Source organism: Pannonibacter phragmitetus DSM 14782 (genome assembly GCF_000382365.1).
GTDB classification, from domain to species: domain Bacteria; phylum Pseudomonadota; class Alphaproteobacteria; order Rhizobiales; family Stappiaceae; genus Pannonibacter; species Pannonibacter phragmitetus.
Genome location: NZ_KB908226.1, coordinates 40354 through 58007 on the forward strand (window position 1 = coordinate 40354; position 17654 = coordinate 58007).

15 protein-coding genes are annotated in these 17654 nt (G+C 63.8%); 6 read left to right on the forward strand and 9 right to left on the reverse strand.

The window, feature by feature from the left end; translation table 11 throughout:
* Positions 1-204: 204 nt before the first annotated feature.
* The 5 genes from H163_RS0115660 to H163_RS0115680 are packed head-to-tail and all read left to right on the forward strand — an operon-like array spanning position 205 to position 6028.
* Positions 205-1224 (forward strand): BMP family protein, encoded by a 1020-nt coding sequence (locus tag H163_RS0115660; protein WP_019965549.1) that lies wholly within the window; start codon positions 205-207, stop codon positions 1222-1224.
* Positions 1221-2762 carry an ABC transporter ATP-binding protein gene (locus tag H163_RS0115665; RefSeq protein WP_019965550.1) on the forward strand — a complete coding sequence of 514 codons (1542 nt, stop codon included), beginning with the start codon at positions 1221-1223 and terminating at the stop codon, positions 2760-2762. Before H163_RS0115660 ends, H163_RS0115665 begins: the two co-directional genes overlap by 4 nt.
* The gene (locus H163_RS0115670; protein ID WP_019965551.1) at positions 2752-3801 is read left to right on the forward strand and encodes an ABC transporter permease; all 1050 of its coding nucleotides are present in this window, start codon (positions 2752-2754) and stop codon (positions 3799-3801) included. The genes H163_RS0115665 and H163_RS0115670 overlap by 11 nt, the downstream gene beginning before the upstream one ends.
* Positions 3798-4745: an ABC transporter permease gene (locus H163_RS0115675; protein ID WP_019965552.1), complete on the forward strand. Its 948-nt coding sequence runs from the start codon at positions 3798-3800 to the stop codon at positions 4743-4745. Before H163_RS0115670 ends, H163_RS0115675 begins: the two co-directional genes overlap by 4 nt.
* On the forward strand, positions 4742-6028 hold the full coding sequence (locus H163_RS0115680) for an amidohydrolase family protein (protein WP_208975422.1): 1287 nt from the start codon (positions 4742-4744) through the stop codon (positions 6026-6028). The genes H163_RS0115675 and H163_RS0115680 overlap by 4 nt, the downstream gene beginning before the upstream one ends.
* A 519-nt stretch (positions 6029-6547) precedes the next feature.
* Here H163_RS0115680 and H163_RS0115690 read toward each other — a convergent pair.
* The 9 genes from H163_RS0115690 to chvE all read right to left on the reverse strand — a co-directional run bounded on the left by H163_RS0115690 (position 6548) and on the right by chvE (position 16495).
* Positions 6548-6871: a type II toxin-antitoxin system PemK/MazF family toxin gene (locus H163_RS0115690; RefSeq protein ID WP_019965555.1), complete on the reverse strand. Its 324-nt coding sequence runs from the start codon at positions 6869-6871 to the stop codon at positions 6548-6550.
* On the reverse strand, positions 6868-7080 hold the full coding sequence (locus H163_RS0115695) for an antitoxin MazE family protein (protein WP_019965556.1): 213 nt from the start codon (positions 7078-7080) through the stop codon (positions 6868-6870). The genes H163_RS0115690 and H163_RS0115695 overlap by 4 nt, the downstream gene beginning before the upstream one ends.
* 328 nt (positions 7081-7408) lie before the next feature.
* Positions 7409-8914 carry an aldehyde dehydrogenase (NADP(+)) gene (locus tag H163_RS0115700; RefSeq protein ID WP_019965557.1) on the reverse strand — a complete coding sequence of 502 codons (1506 nt, stop codon included), beginning with the start codon at positions 8912-8914 and terminating at the stop codon, positions 7409-7411.
* 15 nt (positions 8915-8929) lie between these two features.
* On the reverse strand, positions 8930-9847 hold the full coding sequence (locus H163_RS0115705; RefSeq protein ID WP_019965558.1) for a Gfo/Idh/MocA family protein: 918 nt from the start codon (positions 9845-9847) through the stop codon (positions 8930-8932).
* On the reverse strand, positions 9847-11589 hold the full coding sequence (gene araD, locus H163_RS0115710) for an L-arabinonate dehydratase (RefSeq protein WP_019965559.1): 1743 nt from the start codon (positions 11587-11589) through the stop codon (positions 9847-9849). The genes H163_RS0115705 and araD overlap by 1 nt, the downstream gene beginning before the upstream one ends.
* 7 nt (positions 11590-11596) lie before the next feature.
* Complete coding sequence (gene araD1 / locus H163_RS0115715) at positions 11597-12589, reverse strand: AraD1 family protein (protein ID WP_019965560.1); 993 nt, start codon at positions 12587-12589, stop codon at positions 11597-11599.
* 7 nt (positions 12590-12596) lie between these two features.
* The gene (gene mmsB, locus H163_RS0115720) at positions 12597-13793 is read right to left on the reverse strand and encodes a multiple monosaccharide ABC transporter permease (RefSeq protein ID WP_019965561.1); all 1197 of its coding nucleotides are present in this window, start codon (positions 13791-13793) and stop codon (positions 12597-12599) included.
* The gene (gene mmsA, locus H163_RS0115725) at positions 13793-15328 is read right to left on the reverse strand and encodes a multiple monosaccharide ABC transporter ATP-binding protein (protein WP_019965562.1); all 1536 of its coding nucleotides are present in this window, start codon (positions 15326-15328) and stop codon (positions 13793-13795) included. The genes mmsB and mmsA overlap by 1 nt, the downstream gene beginning before the upstream one ends.
* An 81-nt stretch (positions 15329-15409) precedes the next feature.
* Positions 15410-16495, reverse strand: a complete 1086-nt coding sequence (gene chvE, locus H163_RS0115730) for a multiple monosaccharide ABC transporter substrate-binding protein (protein WP_019965563.1) — start codon at positions 16493-16495, stop codon at positions 15410-15412.
* A gap of 156 nt (positions 16496-16651) precedes the next feature.
* On the opposite strand from chvE, the gene H163_RS0115735 reads away from it, so the two are divergent.
* A complete protein-coding gene (locus tag H163_RS0115735) occupies positions 16652-17602 on the forward strand; it encodes a LysR family transcriptional regulator (RefSeq protein WP_019965564.1) in 951 nt (316 codons plus the stop codon).
* Positions 17603-17654 lie beyond the last annotated feature (52 nt).

Consider the following 17654-nt stretch of genomic DNA (forward strand, 5'->3'; position numbering starts at 1 on the left):
TTTTGACGCGGAGCAAAGCCTGTTTTTCGAGGCGGAAAAGGCCCTGCCGGTGATGGACTCGAAAGCCGACTCGTGAAACATGACAGGGTTGAGACACGAAAGTGACGTTCAAAACGGCATGCCTCGATATTCATCTTGCAGGCACAGTTTTGAACGCCTTACCATCCGGTCAAAAAGCAGGGACAGCGACAGAAGGAACTCCAGATGAAGAGCAGATCCAGTTTTGACGTCAGCCGCCGCGGCCTTCTTCTTGGCGCAGGCGCAGCTTTTGCAGGCAGCGCATTGCTGCCCCGGATTGCATTTGCGCAGACACCGCTCAAGGTTGCCGGGATCTACACGGTTCCCGTCGAGCAGCAGTGGGTGAGCCGCATTCATATCGCTGCGGAAGCCGCGAAGAAGGCTGGTCTCATCGAGTACACATTCTCGGAGAACACCAGCAACACCGACTATCCGCGCGTGATGCGCGAATATGCCGAGGGCGGCGCACAGCTGATCGCCGGCGAGATCTTCGGCGTGGAGCAGGAAGCCCGTGAAGTGGCCGCCGACTATCCGGAAACCGCCTTCCTGATGGGCTCGTCCTTCAAGCCGGAAGAGAGCCTCGCCAACCTGTCCGTCTTCGACAACTACATCCAGGACGCATCCTACCTCTCCGGCATCATCGCCGGTGCCATGACCAAGTCCGGCAAGATCGGCATGGTCGGCGGTTTCCCCATTCCGGAAGTGAACCGGCTGATGAATGCCTTCATGGCCGGCGTCAAGGAAACCCGCCCGGATGCCACCTTCCAGGTCAGCTTCATCGGCTCCTGGTTTGATCCGCCAAAGGCCAAGGAAACCGCCTTCGCCATGATCGACGGCGGCGCCGACCTGCTCTATGCGGAGCGTTTCGGCGTATCGGATGCGGCAAAGGAGCGCGGCGTGCTGGCCATCGGCAACGTGATCGACACCCAGTCCGATTATCCGGAAACCGTGGTGGCCTCGGCCCTGTGGCACTTCGAGCCGACGCTGAACAAGGCCATCGAGGCCGTTGCCGCAGGCAGCTTCAAGGCGGAGGACTATGGCGTCTATTCCTTCATGAAGGAAGGCGGCTGCTCGCTCGCCCCGCTCGGCACCTTCGAGGGCAAGGTTCCCGCCGCCGCCATGGATCTGGTCAAGGTCCGGGAAGCCGCGATCAAGGATGGCAGCTTCACCGTCACCATCAATGATGACGAGCCCAAATCCTCGTGAGCACATCTGACAAGGAGGCGCAGGAGACCGTTCTGCGCCTCGACGGCATCACCAAGCGCTTTGGTGCCCTCACCGCCAATGACAGCATCAGCCTGACCCTGAACCGGGGCGAGATCGTCGCCCTGCTCGGGGAAAATGGTGCTGGCAAGACGACCTTGATGAACATCCTCTTTGGCCATTACACCGCCGATGAGGGCACCGTCGAGGTCTTCGGCAAGGAGCTGCCGCCGGGCCGCCCGCGTGCTGCGCTTGCGGCAGGCGTTGGCATGGTGCATCAGCATTTCACGCTGGCCGAGCACCTGAGCGTGGCGGAAAACATCGTGCTGGGCACGGCGCCGCTGTTCCGCCTGTCGCTCGGCCTTGGCGCCGCCCGCCAGCGCATCCGCGCCCTTTCCGAGGATTTCGGCCTCAAGGTCGATCCGGATGCCCGCGTCTCAAGCCTGTCAGTGGGTGAAAAGCAGCGGGTGGAGATCCTGAAGGCGCTCTACCGCAATGCCCGCATTCTCATTCTCGATGAGCCCACGGCCGTCCTGACGCCGCAGGAAACCGATGCCCTCTTTGCGACGCTGAAACGCGCCGTGGCGATCGGCCTTTCCATCGTCTTCATCAGCCACAAGCTGCATGAGGTGATGGCCGTGGCAGACCGCTGCGTCGTGCTGCGCCACGGCAAGGTGGTGGCCGAACGCCAGACCTCCGCAACCTCCGCCCGCGAGCTTGCCGCGCTGATGGTTGGCGGAGATGTACCCGAGCTTGCCCCCTCCAACGCAAAGCCGGGCCGGACCATCTTTGCCCTGCGCAATGTGTCAACGCCGGACCGGGAAGGCGCTCCGGGCCTCAAGCGTGTGACGCTGGAGCTGAAGGCAGGCCAGATCACCGGACTTGCCGGAGTTTCCGGAAACGGCCAGACGGACATATCCGATCTGGTGGCAGGGCTTGCCAGCCCGGATCAGGGCAGCCTTCACGTGGAAGGCACCGTACCGCTGCGCTGGACGCCGGAAGCTGCCGTCAGCGCCGGTATCGCCCGCATTCCCGAAGACCGGCACAAGACCGGCACCATTGCCGACTTCAGCCTGACCGAGAACGCCATTCTGGAAACCTACCACCAGCGCCCCTTCTCACGCGCCGGATGGATGAACCGGGCGGCGGCGGAATATTTCACACAGCACATCATCGACACCTACGATGTGCGCTGCCCGGGGCCAGACACCCGCATCCGCCTGCTGTCCGGCGGCAACATGCAAAAGCTGATACTGGGCCGTGTGCTGGAGCCGGGGCCGCATGTGATCCTCGCCAACCAGCCGGTGCGCGGGCTCGATATCGGAGCCATCACCTTCGTGCATTCCCGCCTGATCGCCGCGCGCGATGCAGGGGCAGCCGTGCTGCTGATCTCGGAGGATCTGGACGAGGTGCAGCGGCTGTCGGACGTGATTCACGTGGTCTATGAAGGCCTCCTTTCACCTGGCTTTGCACGCGGCAGCCTCACCACGGAACAGCTTGGACTCTGGATGACCGGACAAGGATTTGACCATGCGGCTTGAGCCGGTCGCCAACCCCAGCCTGCTGCGCCGAGCGGGGCTTCCGGCCCTTGCGCTGGTGCTCACCGTCGTGGCCGGATCGCTGCTGGCGCTGATTGCCGGGGCTGATCCGTTCCAGACGCTGGGCCTCATCGTCAAGGGCGCGGCGGGCAGCAAGTTTGCCCTGCTGGAGACCCTCAACCGGGCAACCCCGCTCATCTTCACCGGCCTTGCCGTTGCTGTCGCCTTCCGGGCGCGGCTGTGGAACATCGGCGCGGAAGCCCAGCTTTATGCAGGTGCCATTGTTGCGGCGCTGATTGGCGCTCATGTCACCGGCCTGCCGCAACTGCCCCTGCTGGCGCTCATGGCCGTTGCCGCCATGCTGGCGGGCGCTGCCATGCTGCTGCCGCCGGTGCTGCTGAAAACCCGCTTTGGCGTGGATGAAGTGGTCACGACCCTGCTCGTCAACTTCATCATGCTGCTTTTCGTCTCCTATCTGCTGGAAGGCCCGATGAAGGATCCGGCGGGCATGGGCTGGCCGAAGTCTGCCGCCCTGGCCAAGGATGCCCGCCTGCCGCGCATCATGGAGGGCCTGCGCCTGCACTGGGGCTTTGCGCTGGCGCTGATTTCAGCCGTTGCCGTCTGGGTCATCCAGACCCGCACCACACTTGGCTACGAGATCCGCGCCACCGGCCTCAACCAGAAGGCCGCACGCTTTGCCGGCATTCCGGTCAATATGGTGCTGGTGAAGACGGCCCTGCTCTCCGGCGGGCTTGCCGCCATGGCCGGTTTCAGCGAGGTCTCCGGTCTCAAGGGCCACCTCAGCCTCGATCTGTCGGCCAACTTTGGCTACACGGGCATCGTCGTTGCCATGCTGGCCCTGCTGCACCCGCTCGCCGTCGTGCCTTCCGCGATCTTCGTGGCCGGCATCTTCGTCGGCGCCAACAGCATGAGCCGTGCCGCCAGCGTGCCGTCCTACATCGCCGACATGCTGCTGGCCATCGCGCTGCTCTTCATGGTGCTGGCCATCCTTCTGACACGCTACCGGGTGAGGCGCGGATGAACGAGCTTCTGGACATCCTGCTCTCCGCCAGCCTCTGGGCTGCGGCCATCCGCATCGCCTCGCCGCTGATCTTTGCCACCATGGGCGAACTCATCTGCGAGCGCGCGGGCGTCCTCAACCTCGGCATCGAGGGCATCATGGTCATCGGCGCTTTCACCGGCTGGGTGGCCGTCTATATGGGCGCGCCGCTGTGGTGGGGCGTTGCGGCGGCCATGATGGCCGGCATGGCCTTCGGCCTCATCCATGCGGTGCTGACCGTGCCCTTCGGCCTGTCCCAGCATGTGGTGGGCCTCGGCGTGACCATGCTGGCCACGTCCTCCAGCTATTTCGCCTACCGCCTGCTGCTGCCGGAAGTCACAAGCCCGCCAAAGATTGACCCCTTCCAGCCACAGCCAATCCCCGGCCTTTCCAGCCTGCCGCTGGTGGGCGAGGCGCTGTTCAGCCAGACCGCCCTCACCTATGCCGCCTTCCTGACGGCACTGATCGTCGCGCTGGTGCTCTACCGCACGCCGCTCGGCCTTGCGGTGCGCGCTGCGGGCGAAAACCCGGCAGCGGTGGAGGCACAGGGACTTTCGGTCACGGCCCTGCGCATGGGCGCGGTCGTCTTCGGCTCTGGCCTGATGGCAGTCGGCGGCTCGTTCCTGACGCTCTCGGCCTTTTCGTCCTTCTTCTTCGAGATGATCAACGGGCGCGGCTGGATCTGCATCGCCCTCGTCGTCTTCGGCGCCTGGAAGCCGGGCAAGGCGGTGCTGGGCGCCATCCTCTTTGCCGCCTTCGATGCGCTGCAGGTGCGCCTGCAGCAAACGGGCTTTGGCGCCATCGTGCCCTATCAGGTGTTCCTGATGCTGCCCTTCATCCTGTCCATTCTGGCGCTCATCCTCATGTCCCGGCGGGCCGAAGTGCCTGCAGCGCTGATGCAGCCCTTCAACAAGGGGGAACGCTGATGTTCGACCTCATCATCAAGGGCGGCACCCTGCCCGATGGCACCACCGCCGACATCGCCATCACGGGCGAGCGCATCGCCGAAGTAGGCCATCTCGACGACGCAGCCTTTGCCAATGCCGGACGGGTGATCGACGCCACGGGCGATCTCGTCTCCCCGCCCTTCGTCGATCCGCATTTCCACATGGATGCAACGCTGTCCTACGGCCTGCCCCGGGTGAATGCCTCCGGCACGCTGCTGGAAGGCATCTCGCTGTGGGGCGAACTGCGTGAGATCGCCAGCGTCGAGGACATGGTCTCCCGCGCCCTCACCTATTGCGACTGGGCCGTATCCATGGGCCTTCTCGCCATCCGCACCCATGTGGACACGACGCCGGACCACCTGCGCGGCGTGGAAGCCATGCTGGAAGTGAAGCGCAAGGTCGCGCCTTATCTCGACCTGCAACTCGTTGCCTTCCCGCAGGACGGGCTCTACCGCACGAAGACGGGCCGCGAGAATGTACTGCGGGCGCTGGACATGGGCGTCGATGTGGTTGGCGGCATCCCGCATTTCGAGCGCACCATGGAAGACGGGATGGCATCCGTGAAGGATCTCGCCCGCATCGCCGCCGAACGCGGGCTGATGCTGGACCTGCACTGCGACGAAACCGACGATCCGATGAGCCGCCACGTGGAAACGCTGGCCGCCGAAGTGACACGCCACGGCCTTGGCGGGCGGGCGGCTGGAAGCCACCTCACCTCCATGCATTCCATGGACAATTACTACGTTTCCAAACTGCTGCCGCTGATCGCGGAAAGCGGCATGGCGGCCATTCCCAATCCGCTGATCAACATCACCCTGCAGGGCCGCCACGACACCTACCCCAAGCGGCGCGGCCTGACGCGGGTGAAGGAGATGCAGGCGCACGGCATCACCGTAGGCTGGGGCCAGGATTGCGTGCTTGATCCGTGGTACTCGCTTGGCACCGCCGACATGCTGGACGTGGCCTTCATGGGCCTGCACGTGGCGCAAATGACCCATCCGGCAGAGATGGCCCGCTGCTTCCGCATGGTGACGGAAGACAACGCGAAGATCCTCAATCTGGAAGGCTATGGCCTTGCGCCTGGCTGCAAGGCCTCGCTGGTGGTGCTGGATGCAGGCAACCCGGTGGAAGCCCTGCGCCTGCGGCCTGACCGGCTGGCGGTTGTCTCCAAAGGCAAGGTCGTGGCCGAGCGCCCCCGCAACAACGCCCGCCTCACCCTCCCCGGCCGCCCGGCCACCATCCGCCGCCGGCATGAGGAGTGAAGGGGAAGCGTAAGGGGAGAGCCGTGAGCTGCCCCCTCCTTCGTCATGCCATGGCTCGACCATGGCATCCACGCCGAGCCCTATCCGGGCGGTACAGCATTACTCTAAATAACTAAATTCATTTGCACTTTCCCCGATCCGGCAGGTCAGGAAATGGATGCCATGGTCAAGCCATGGCATGACGGAAATCGAAAGGCTGCGGGACAAAAATGCGATCTTTCCCGACATCACTCGCTGCTAAAAGGCCCCAAGCCCCCCCCGGCATGAATGATGAGAACCAGGCCCGAGAAAAGCGCTCCCCCTCCTCCTTCGTCATGCCATGGCTTGACCATGGCATCCATGCCGTGACCTATCCCGGCGGCACAACACCAATCTAACTCACTGAATTAAATTAGACTTTCCTCGACTCGAAAGATCAGGGAATGGATGCCACGGTCAAGCCGTGGCATGACGGAAAATGAGGGGCTAAGGGACCAGCGCGCGCTCCGCTCCCCTCAACGTCAGCCCCGATCCGTAACCTCAGGCGATGCCCAGAAACAGTGCCAGCGAGCGGGTCACTGCAATCATGGAAGCCTCATCCAGCCTTCCGATGACCTGACCTATCCGGTCGCTGCGCACAGTGTGGATTTTGTCCACCATGATCTCTGAGCGTTTGCGCAGACCGTTTGTTTCTGATGGCTCGACAGAGAGGCGGAAGATCGGCAGATCGCGCAGATCGCTCGTCACCGGCAGCACGGTGACAGATGGCAGCGCCTCAAAGAAATCAGACTGAACGACAACAGCGGGGCGCGGCTTGCCATAATCGCCCTGCAGCGCGACGAGGACGATATCCCCGCGCTTCATTCCCAGCCCTGCGTCTCTGCGGCCTCTTCGATCCAGTCGAGGATTTCCGCTTCAGCCGGATCATCGCGCAACGACAGGCACTGCCGCCGAATCTCCACGGCAAAACCGGGCCTGCTGGTGTCCGGCACCCAGACCTGCACTGGCCGCAACCCGGCAGCGCGCAACGCTTCCCGGTGCTTGGCAACACGCGCCTTGACGGATGCTCCCATGGCCTATGCTCCCATTCGTTACATGTAACAAAGATACTGGATAGGAGAACAGCGATCAAGAGACTTGCGCCTAAGCCCTCCCCCTCCTCCTTCGTCATGCCATGACTTGATCATGGCATCCATGCCGCAGCCTCTCCAAACGGCATGGCGTAGCCTTAACTCATTGTATTCAGATGCACTTCCTCAGAACCGGCAAGTCAGGGGATGGATGCCACGGTCAAGCCCTGGCATGACGGAAATCGAAAGGCTGCAGCAAGAAGCCGCACAAACAGAAGCCCCCGGCAATCGCTCGCCGGGGGCTTGGTGTTTCAGGGAACCTCTTGCCGGATCAGCGCAGGTCTGCGGGCAGCAGGGCTTCGGGGAGGTTCTGGTAGCTGACGGGGCGGACCCAGCGGCGGATGGCCATGGTGCCGACCGAGGTGGCGCCGAAGTTGGTCGAGGCCGGATAGGGGCCGCCGTGAACCATGGCGTCGCACACTTCCACGCCGGTCGGGAAGCCGTTGGCCAGAATGCGGCCTGCCTTGCGCTCCAGCACCGGCATCAGGCTGGCGGCGAGTTCAACGTCGCCATCATCCATCTGCAGGGTCACGGTCAGCTGGCCCTCGAAGCTTTCGGCGATGCGGGCAAGCTCAGCCTTGTCCTTGACGCGCACGACGATGCCGAGCGGGCCGAAGACTTCATGCGTCAGCGCCGGATTGGCGAGAAGCTGCGCACCGCTCGTCTCGAACAGATGGGGAGTTGCCTGACGGGCCGGACAGGAACCGGTGAGGCGCGCCTTGGCAGCGCCCGTGGCGGCGATCTTTTCAGCACCAGCGGCAAAGGCCGACGCGATGCCGTCCGTCAGCATGGTCTGCGGCGCGACATCCTTCAGGGCTGCTTCCGCCGTGGCGATGAAGGCATCTGCCCCTGCCCCGTCCATGACCAGCACGAGGCCGGGGTTGGTGCAAAACTGGCCAACGCCCATGGTCAGGCTTGCGGCCCAGCCCTTGGCAATCGCTTCGCCGCGTGCAGCATGGGCCGCGGGCAGAACAAAGAGCGGGTTGACGCTGCCCAGCTCGCCGAAGAAGGGAATCGGCTCGGGCCGCGAGGCACACAGGTCAAACAGCGCACGCCCGCCACCCAGCGAACCGGTGAAGCCAACAGCCTTGATCAGCGGATGGCGCACCAGCGCCTCGCCCAGCTCCCGCGAGGGGCCCTGGATCAGCGAGAACACGCCTGCCGGCATGCCGCAAGCCTTGATGGCCGCATCAATCGCCTGCGCCACCAGCTCGCCCGTGCCGGGATGGGCCGGATGGCCCTTGACCACCACCGGGCAACCGGCGGCCAGCGCGCTGGCGGTGTCGCCACCGGCCGTGGAGAAGGCTAGCGGGAAATTGGACGCGCCGAACACGGCCACCGGTCCAATGGGGCGCTGGATCAGGCGGATTTCCGGGCGCGGCAGCGGAGCGCGGTCCGGCAGGGCCGCGTCCTTGCGCACATCCAGATAAGCGCCCTTGCGGATCTCGGCGGCAAACAGGCGAAGCTGGCCGGTGGTGCGGCCGCGCTCGCCTTCAAGGCGGGCGGTGGGCAGCGCGGTTTCGGCAGCGGCCACTTCGGTGATCTCCGCACCGCGTGCCTCGATTTCCGTGGCGATGCGCTCCAGGAAGACAGCCCGCTCCTCACGCGAGGTTGCGGCATAGGCGGCAAAAGCTGCTTCGGCGGCCTTCACCACCGCATCCACCTCCGCCGGGCCGCCAGCGGCGAACTGGCGGGGCTCGCCCGTGACGGGCGAAGAGGAAAAGACTTCAGAACCTGCAACCCAGGCTCCGGCGATCAGGTGCTTTCCGGTCAGCATGATCTCTCTCTTTGATTAGAAGTGGAACGGCTCGGTCACAAGCCGCCGTCCAAGGGTCATGGCATCGGACACATGCACCATCGGCGTCAAGTCCACATCCCGTCTTCCGCCACGCACCAAGTCTGCCATATGGGCATAGAGGCGCGGATATTCACGGTCCGGACCTTCAATCCGTTCACCATCCGAGGTTTCCATCTCCGCCCCGCCCTTGCGCAGCACCAGCGATCCGGCGTCCGTCTCGACCTCGATGTCCCAGGTCTGCGGGCCTTCCTGACGCCAGTCAAAGTCTGCCGAGACATTGCCGGAGAACGTCAGATCCGCGGCAATCGGCGTCTGGCGGTTTTCCGGGAAGGTCAGTTCGGCACTGACAAGATGCACAGGCATAGGCAGGATGGCGGTCAGGATCGACAGGGCATTGATGCCCGGATCGAACACACCCATGCCGCCCGGCTCGAACACCCAGTCCTGACCGGGATGCCACTTGCGCACATCCTCCCGCCAGGTGATGTGGGCGCGGGTGACCTTGCGGGTGGAGAGCCACTGGCGCGCCGGCTCCACCGCATTGGCCATGCGGCTGTGCCAGGTGGCGAACAGCGTCAGCCCCCGTTCAGCGGCCAGCGCTTCCAGCGCATGCACCTCGGCAAGCGTTGCTCCCGGCGGCTTTTCCAGCATCACGTGACGGCCGGCCTTCAGCGCCGCTTCCGCATAGGTGAAACGCGGCACCGGCGGCAGGCACAGGGAAATCACGGAAATGTCCGGCCGCTCCGCCAGCATCTGCGCGAAATCGCGGTAGGACGGCACGCCGTCCACCTGCCCCTGACGGGAAACGGTTGCCTCAAGCCGCCAGTCGGAACTGGCGGCCAGAGCGGGCACATGCTGGTCAACGGCGATCTTGCCGATGCCCACCAGCGCAACGGGAAGGCTTGCGGACATCAGTGCGAGTCCCTGCCCACCGGGGCGCCACGGCAGCCCTTGAGGAAGTCAAGATCAGCCCCGGTGTCGGCGCCCGTGACATGCTTGTGGTGCAGCATGGCATAGCCGCTGTCCGGCGGGGTGATGCGCGGCGACCAGGCGGCGAGGCGGCGGTCAAGCTCCTCCTGCGGAATGTCGAGATGAATGCGGCGGGCTTCCACGTCCAGCTCGATGTAGTCGCCATCCTGCACCACGGCCAGAGGGCCGCCAACGGCGGCTTCGGGCGAGGTATGCAGCAGCACGGTGCCGAAGGCGGTGCCGGACATGCGGGCGTCGGAAATGCGCACCATGTCGGTGATGCCCTTGCGCAGCACCTTCGGCGGCAGGCCCATGTTGCCCACCTCGGCCATGCCGGGATAGCCGCGCGGGCCGCAGTTCTTCAGCACCATCACGCAGGTCTCGTCAATGTCGAGCGCCTCGTCGTTGATCTTGGCCTTGTAGTCGTCGATGTCCTCGAAGACCACGGCCCGGCCGCGGTGCTTCATCAGCGACGGCGTGGCGGCGGACGGCTTCAGCACCGCCCCGTTCGGCGCCAGATTGCCGCGCAGGACGACGATGCCGCCAGACTGGGTCAGCGCCTTGTCTGCGGGCAGGATCACGTCCTCGTTGTGGTTCACAACGTCCTTGACCTGATCCCACATGCTTTCGCCCGAAACGGTCAGCGCATCCTTGTGCAGCAGGCCCGCTTCGCCAAGGCGCTTGATCACCACCGGCAGGCCGCCTGCATAGAAGAACTCTTCCATCAGATACTTGCCGGAGGGCATCAGGTTGACGATCGTCGGAATGTCGCGGCCGCAGCGGTCCCAGTCGTCCAGTGACAGATCGATGCCAACTCGGCCGGCAATCGCCAGCAGATGGATCACCGCATTGGTCGAACCGCCGATGGCCGCATTGGTACGGATGGCGTTCTCGAAGGCCTGCTTGGTCATCACGTCGGAAGGCTTCAGGTCGTCCTTCACCATCTGCACGATGCGGCGGCCGGTCATCTGCGCCATCACGCGGCGGCGGCTGTCCACTGCCGGAATGGCAGCATTGCCGGACAGGGCCATGCCGAGGGCTTCGGCCATGCTGGCCATGGTGGAGGCCGTGCCCATGGTGTTGCACGAGCCGGGGCTGCGCGACATGGAAGCTTCGGCCTCGGCGAATTCGGCAGCGGTCATCTCGCCCGCCTTCACCGCTTCGGAGAACTTCCACAGATGCGTGCCGGAGCCGACGCGCTCATTGCGGTAATAGCCGTTGAGCATCGGCCCGCCGGTGACGACGATCGACGGCAGGTTGGTGGAGGCGGCGGCCATCAGCAGGCTCGGCGTGGTCTTGTCACAGCCCACCATCAGCACGCAGCCATCCATCGGCTGGCCGCGCATTGCCTCTTCCACCGCCATGGCCGCAAGATTGCGGAACATCATCGCGGTCGGGCGGAAGGCGCTTTCACTGGCGGAAAACACCGGCACTTCCACCGGGAAGCCGCCTGCCTCGTAGATGCCATTCTTCACCCGCTGCGCCAGATCATTGAGATGGGCGTTGCAGGGGGTCAGTTCGGACCAGGTGTTGAGGATGCCGATGACCGGGCGGCCATCGAACAGATCATGCGGGAAGCCCTGGTTCTTCATCCAGCCGCGATGATAGATGGCATCGCGCGACGTGCCGCCGAACCATTCCTGCGAACGGAGCTTGCGGGGCCAGGGAGCGGGTTTGAAGGTCATCTCGGTCTCACAGTGCTTTGACAGTCAGGGCGCCGGTTTCTTTGGGCGCGAAGACCAGGGGATTGACGAGCGGCAGACCGAAGCCTTCTGCCTCGATCTCGAAAACATCACCTGCCTGCGTGCGCACACCATCGGCGAAGGACAGGGTAGCCGTGCCGAACATGTGCACATGCACATCGCCCGGCTGACGGAACAGGCCATATTTGAAGTGGTGGTGCTCCAGATTGGCGAGCGTATGCGACATGTTGGCTTCGCCCGACAGGAACGGCTTTTCCCACAGCACCTTGCCATCGCGGCGGATGCGGGACGTGCCGCGCACATCGGCGGGCATGTCACCCACCAGAATTTCCGGGCCGAAGGAGGCATGGCGCAGCTTGGAATGGGCAAGCCACAGATAGTTCACCCGCTCGGTCACATGGTCGGAGAACTCATTGGCCACCGCCCAGCCCACGCGGCAGGGCGTGCCGTCGGGGGCGATCACATAGATGCCGGCAAGTTCCGGCTCCTCGCCGCCATCCTCGGCAAAGCCGGGGGCTTCCAGCGGCTCGCCGCTGGCAACCGCAACAAAGCCGTTGCCCTTGTAGAACCACTCCGGCTGGGCTCCCACGCTGCCGCTTTCCGGGCGGCCGCCTTCAAGGCCCATGCGGAACATCTTCATGGAATCGGTCAGCGTCTCGGCGCCTTCGAGCTTGGCATGCATCGCATCGCGGGCCGAAGCCGAACCCAGATGAGTGAGGCCCGTGCCGGTCAAGTGCAGATGCGCCGGGTCCGGATGGGTGATCGGCAGCAGCAGACGGCCTTCAACGGCGGCCTGTGCCAGATCTACGGCCTCACCAAGGCAGCGCTCTTCGATCACGGCCTTGAGGCTGCGCCCGCTGGAAGCGGCTGCCATGGCCAGTTCATAGGTGCTGGCCGTGCCACGCAGGATTGCGGCCTTGTCTCCATAACGAACCACGACGGAGATGGAGCCATCCGGATTGCGGAGCTGGGAAATCAGCATGAAAGCCTCACTTGTTCTTGCTGTAGACGTCGAAGATGACGGCGGCGAGGAGGACGAGGCCGATGATCATCTGCTGATAGTCGATGCCGATGCTCATGATCGACATGCCCATGTTCATCACGCCCATGAAGAGCGCGCCAATGACGACGCCCATGATCTTGCCGGAACCGCCCGTCATGGACGCCCCGCCAATGAACACCGAGGCGATGGCCACCAGCTCGAAGCCCGTGCCTGCCTTGGGCGTTGCCGAGTTGAGGCGGGCCGTCACCATCATACCGGCGAGAGCCGCCAGGACGCCCATGTTGACGAAGCAGAAGAACACCAGCCGCTCGGTCTTGATGCCGGAGAGCTTGGCGGCCTTTTCGTTGCCGCCCACCGCATAGATGCGCCGGCCGAGGGATGTGTTTTCCGTCAGGAAGGCGTAGAGCACCGTCAGCAGCGTCACCACCACCAGCACATTCGGCAGCCCCCGGAACGAGGAGAGCTGATAGCCGACGAAAGCCAGCGCCAGAGCGATCAGCACATTGCGGCCCACAAAGAAAGCCATCGGCTCCTGCACCACGCTGAACTGCTTCTCGCGCGCCCGGCCCCGCAGACCGAAGAGGAACACAGCCAGAATGGCAACGGCAATGACCAGAAGAGTCAGCCCGTGCGGGCGGCCGATCCCCAGCAGATCCGGTATGAAGCCATTGGACATGGCCTGGAATTCCCGCGGGAAGGGGCCGATGTTCTGCCCGCCGAGCATCCACATGGTGGCGCCGCGGAACACCATCATGCCGGCCAGCGTCACGATGAAGGAGGGAATGCGCCAGAAGGCGATCCAGTAGCCCTGCATGGCACCGATGATGCCGCCGACGATCAGCGTCAGCGGAATGACCACGTAATAGGGCAATCCCTGCTGCACCGTCAGCCAGGCCGCAATGGCACCGGTGAAGGCTGCGACCGAACCGACCGACAGGTCGATGTGTCCGGCGACGATGACCAGCAGCATGCCCAGCGCCAGAACGATGATATGCCCGTTCTGCAGGAACACGTTGGTGATGATCTGCGGCTGCAGGAAGTTGACCGGCTGATCCCGGAGCTGCAGCACGATCGTGAAGAAGGCAACGATGGCAACCAGCGCCATCAGCATGCCGTTTTCCCTGAGATGCCCGCCCAGGAGCGTGCTCAGGTCCTTGCGTTCAGATGCCGTTTGCCCCGCCATCACGCCACCTTTTCCTTGTTCACTGTCTTGAGGATCATGGCCATGATCCGCTCCTGGCTGGCTTCCGCCTTGCCGAGCTCGCCGACGATCCGTCCCTCGTTCATCACATAAATGCGGTCGCACATGCCCAGAAGTTCCGGCATCTCCGACGAGATCATGACGACGCCACGTCCTTGCGCGACCAGCTCGTTCATGATCGTGTAGATTTCAAACTTCGCCCCCACGTCGATACCGCGTGTCGGCTCATCCAGAATGAGCACCTGCGGATCGGTGAAGAGCCACTTGGACAGCACCACCTTCTGCTGATTTCCGCCCGAAAGGTTCACTGCCTTCTGATGCACACCCGGCGTGCGGATGGACATGGCGCGGCGGTAGTCTTCCGCGATCTTCTTCTCGCGGTGCTTGTCGAGAACGCCCTTGGTGGCGACCCCGGCCAGATTGGCAAGGCTGATGTTGCGCACGATCGGCTCGTCCAGGATCAAGCCCAGCGCCTTGCGGTCTTCCGTGACATAGGCAAGCCCGGCATCGACGGCCTTGGACACGGTGGACGTATCCACCTCTTTGCCGCCCATGCGGACGGAGCCGGAAATGTTGCGGCCATAGGCCTTGCCGAAGATGCTCATCGCCAGTTCGGTGCGGCCGGAGCCCATCAGACCGGCAATGCCGACGATCTCGCCCTGACGGACGGTGAAGGCCGCATCCGAAATCACCTGCCGCTCGCGCACTTCCGGGTGCCAGACGTTCCAGCCCGACACTTCCATCAGCATTTCGCCGGGCTTGTGCTCCCGGTCCGGATAGCGGTGCGCCATGTCGCGGCCCACCATGTCGCGGATGATCCGCTCTTCCGTGATATCCGCCCGGTCGATCGTGGATACCGTCGTTCCGTCGCGCAGGATGGTAATCCGGTCGGCAACGCGGGAAATCTCGTTGAGCTTGTGCGAAATGAGGATGGAGGTCACCCCTTGCGCCTTCAGCTCCAGCATCAGGTCGAGCAGCTTCTGGCTGTCGTTTTCCTGCAATGCTGCCGTCGGCTCATCCAGAATGAGCAGCCGCACATCCTTGGCCAGTGCCTTGGCGATTTCGACAAGCTGCTGCTTGCCGACGCCCAGCTTCTCCACCTTGGTGGCCGGAGCTTCGTTGAGACCGACCTTCTTCAGATATTCGGCCGTGCGCGCAAAGGTTTGCGGCCAGTTGATCACGCCGTTGGTGGCAACCTCATTGCCGAGAAACAGGTTCTCCGCGATGGACAGGAGCGGCACCAGCGCCAGCTCCTGGTGGATGATGATGATGCCCTTGGCTTCGCTGTCCTTGATGGAGCGCATCTGCAGCGTTTCGCCGGCATAGATGATGTCGCCCTCGTAGGAGCCGTAGCCATAGACCCCGGACAGCACCTTCATCAAGGTGCTCTTGCCCGCGCCGTTTTCGCCGCATATGGCGTGAATTTCGCCCTCTTCCACGGTCAGATTCACCCGGTCAAGCGCCTTGACGCCGGGGAAGACCTTGGAGATGCCGCGCATTTCCAGAAGGGTTGCCATCGAACCTCTCAGAGCAGCCTTGCAGGATGCAGGAGGCCCGCCCCGGTCTCAGCGGAGCGGGCCTTGCATGCAGATGTCAGATCACTTCAGCTGATCGGCGGTGTAGTAGCCGGAGCCCACGAGGATCTCTTCATAGTTGGTCGCATCGACCGACACCGGCTCGAGCAGGTAGGACGGCACCACCTTGACGCCATTGTCATAGGTCGTGGTGTCGTTGATTTCCGGCTCCTTGCCGCCCAGCAGGGCTTCGGCCATGCCGACGGTGACGCGGGCCAGCTCACGGGTGTCCTTGAACACCGTCGAGTACTGCTCACCGGCGATCATCGACTTGACGGACGGCACTTCGGCGTCCTGACCGGTGACGACCGGCATCTTCATGTCGCCGGAGCCGTAGCCCACGCCCTTGAGCGAGGACAGGATGCCGATGGACAGGCCGTCATAGGGCGACAGCACGCCGTTGACCTGCTTGCCGCCGTAGTTGGCCGAGAGCAGGTTGTCCATGCGGGCCTGAGCCACAGCACCATCCCAGCGCAGGGTGCCGACAACATCCATGCCCATCTGGCCGGACGGAACGGCAACTTCGCCGGAATCGATCAGCGGCTGCAGGACGGACATGGCACCGTTGTAGAAGAAATAGGCGTTGTTATCGTCGGGCGAACCACCGAACAGCTCCACGTTCCACGGCTTTGCATCCGGGAAGCGCTCCTTCAGGCCCTTCACCAGGCTTTCGGCCTGCTGCACACCAACCTTGAAGTTGTCAAAGGTGGCGTAATAGTCGACGTTGCCGCTGTCACGGATCAGGCGGTCATAGGCGATCACCTTGATGCCGGCTGCATTGGCGTTTTCCAGCGCATTCGACAGGGTGGTGCCGTCGATGGCAGCAATCACGAGCACATTCACACCCTTGGTGATCATGTTCTCGATCTGCGCCAGCTGGTTCGGGATATCATCCTCGGCATACTGAAGATCGGTGCGGAAACCGGCCTTCTGGAACTGCTCGACCATCGAGTTGCCGTCGGAAATCCAGCGGGCGGACGACTTGGTCGGCATGGAAATACCAATCGACCCCTTGTCCTGTGCAAAGACGCTGGACGTCATCAAGGCAGGAGCAGCCAGCAGGGTGCCAGCAAGGGTCAGCGCCATGAAGGCGCGTTTCGTCAGTTTCATCTCTTTTTCCTCCCCCGCCCTAAGCGCATAGGGCGTCAAATGGTCCTTGGCTCCACCGCTTCTCCCGGTCCGGAGTCCATTCACCGTGGGAAGGCTTGCACCGGCCAAACATAACTGTCAAATTCGATTATATCCATCAAACATAGCAAATCAGATATGAATGATCCATACCATACCAGCAGCCTGCACAAGCGCGGCCTGAAACTCTCGCATCTGCGGCTCATGGCGGCCCTCGGCGAGCGTCCGCAGATCGGCCTGGCCGCAACACTTCTGGGGATGACCCAGCCTGCGGCCTCGCGTTTGCTGGCCGAAGTCGAGCGTATCATCGGCCAGCCGGTGCATCAGCGCGAAGGGCGCGGCCTCTCGCTGACCGGCAGCGGCCAGGCGCTTGCCCGCCGCGCCGCCCGCATCCTGCAGGAACTGGATGACGCAGGCCGGGAGATCGAGGAACTGGCGGAAGGCAGCAAGGGCGAGGTCCGCATCGGATCGGTGACGGCTCCGTCCATCGAGCACGTGCTGCCGGCCGTCCAGAGAGCGCGGGAGCTCAATCCCGGCCTGCTGATCGAGGTCATCGTCGATACGTCCGACAATCTGTGCAAGGCGCTGCTGGCCGGGCGGATCGACTTTGCTGTCGGCCGCCTCGTCGGCATCAGCGATCCGTCGCTGGTGGAGATGGAGGTGATGGAGCCAGAGCCTGTCAGCCTGATGGTCCGGCATGACCATCCGCTTCTGCAGCCAGGCAATGCGGCCCTAGAAGACATCATCCGGCACGACTGGGTGATGCCGAGCCCCGACAGCGTGCTGGGCCGCGCCGTCATCCGCCGCTTGAGCAGCCTTGGGCTTCCCCCGCCGCGCCAGCAGCTCTCCACCGCCTCCTTCCTGCTGACGCTCGCCATCATCCGGGAGAGTGACTCCATCGCGCCCGTCGCCAAGGCCGTCGCCGACGCCTTTGCCCAGGACGAGGGCACCGTCTACGGCGTGCTGCCTGTGGAACTGGGCATAGAGGTGGAACCCTATGGCCTCATCCGCCGCAGCGGCAGCGAACTGACGCCAGCCGCCAGCAAGATCGCCGGTCTCATCCTCGAAGGCAGCCGGGCGAAGAGCTAGCCGCAGGATCTTGGGCACAGAGTGGGTAATACGGCAGAATTTCCTGCCGTGC

Excerpts from the sequence above, each read along its gene's own strand:
- H163_RS0115660 (WP_019965549.1), top strand. The coding sequence starts at position 205 with ATGAAGAGCAGATCCAGTTTTGACGTCAGCCGCCGCGGCCTTCTTCTT.
- H163_RS0115670 (WP_019965551.1), top strand. The coding sequence starts at position 2,752 with ATGCGGCTTGAGCCGGTCGCCAACCCCAGCCTGCTGCGCCGAGCGGGG.
- H163_RS0115675 (WP_019965552.1), top strand. The coding sequence starts at position 3,798 with ATGAACGAGCTTCTGGACATCCTGCTCTCCGCCAGCCTCTGGGCTGCG.
- H163_RS0115690 (WP_019965555.1), bottom strand. The coding sequence starts at position 6,871 with ATGAAGCGCGGGGATATCGTCCTCGTCGCGCTGCAGGGCGATTATGGC.
- H163_RS0115695 (WP_019965556.1), bottom strand. The coding sequence starts at position 7,080 with ATGGGAGCATCCGTCAAGGCGCGTGTTGCCAAGCACCGGGAAGCGTTG.
- H163_RS0115700 (WP_019965557.1), bottom strand. The coding sequence starts at position 8,914 with ATGCTGACCGGAAAGCACCTGATCGCCGGAGCCTGGGTTGCAGGTTCT.
- H163_RS0115705 (WP_019965558.1), bottom strand. The coding sequence starts at position 9,847 with ATGTCCGCAAGCCTTCCCGTTGCGCTGGTGGGCATCGGCAAGATCGCC.
- araD (WP_019965559.1), bottom strand. The coding sequence starts at position 11,589 with ATGACCTTCAAACCCGCTCCCTGGCCCCGCAAGCTCCGTTCGCAGGAA.
- araD1 (WP_019965560.1), bottom strand. The coding sequence starts at position 12,589 with ATGCTGATTTCCCAGCTCCGCAATCCGGATGGCTCCATCTCCGTCGTG.
- mmsB (WP_019965561.1), bottom strand. The coding sequence starts at position 13,793 with ATGGCGGGGCAAACGGCATCTGAACGCAAGGACCTGAGCACGCTCCTG.
- mmsA (WP_019965562.1), bottom strand. The coding sequence starts at position 15,328 with ATGGCAACCCTTCTGGAAATGCGCGGCATCTCCAAGGTCTTCCCCGGC.
- chvE (WP_019965563.1), bottom strand. The coding sequence starts at position 16,495 with ATGAAACTGACGAAACGCGCCTTCATGGCGCTGACCCTTGCTGGCACC.
- H163_RS0115735 (WP_019965564.1), top strand. The coding sequence starts at position 16,652 with ATGAATGATCCATACCATACCAGCAGCCTGCACAAGCGCGGCCTGAAA.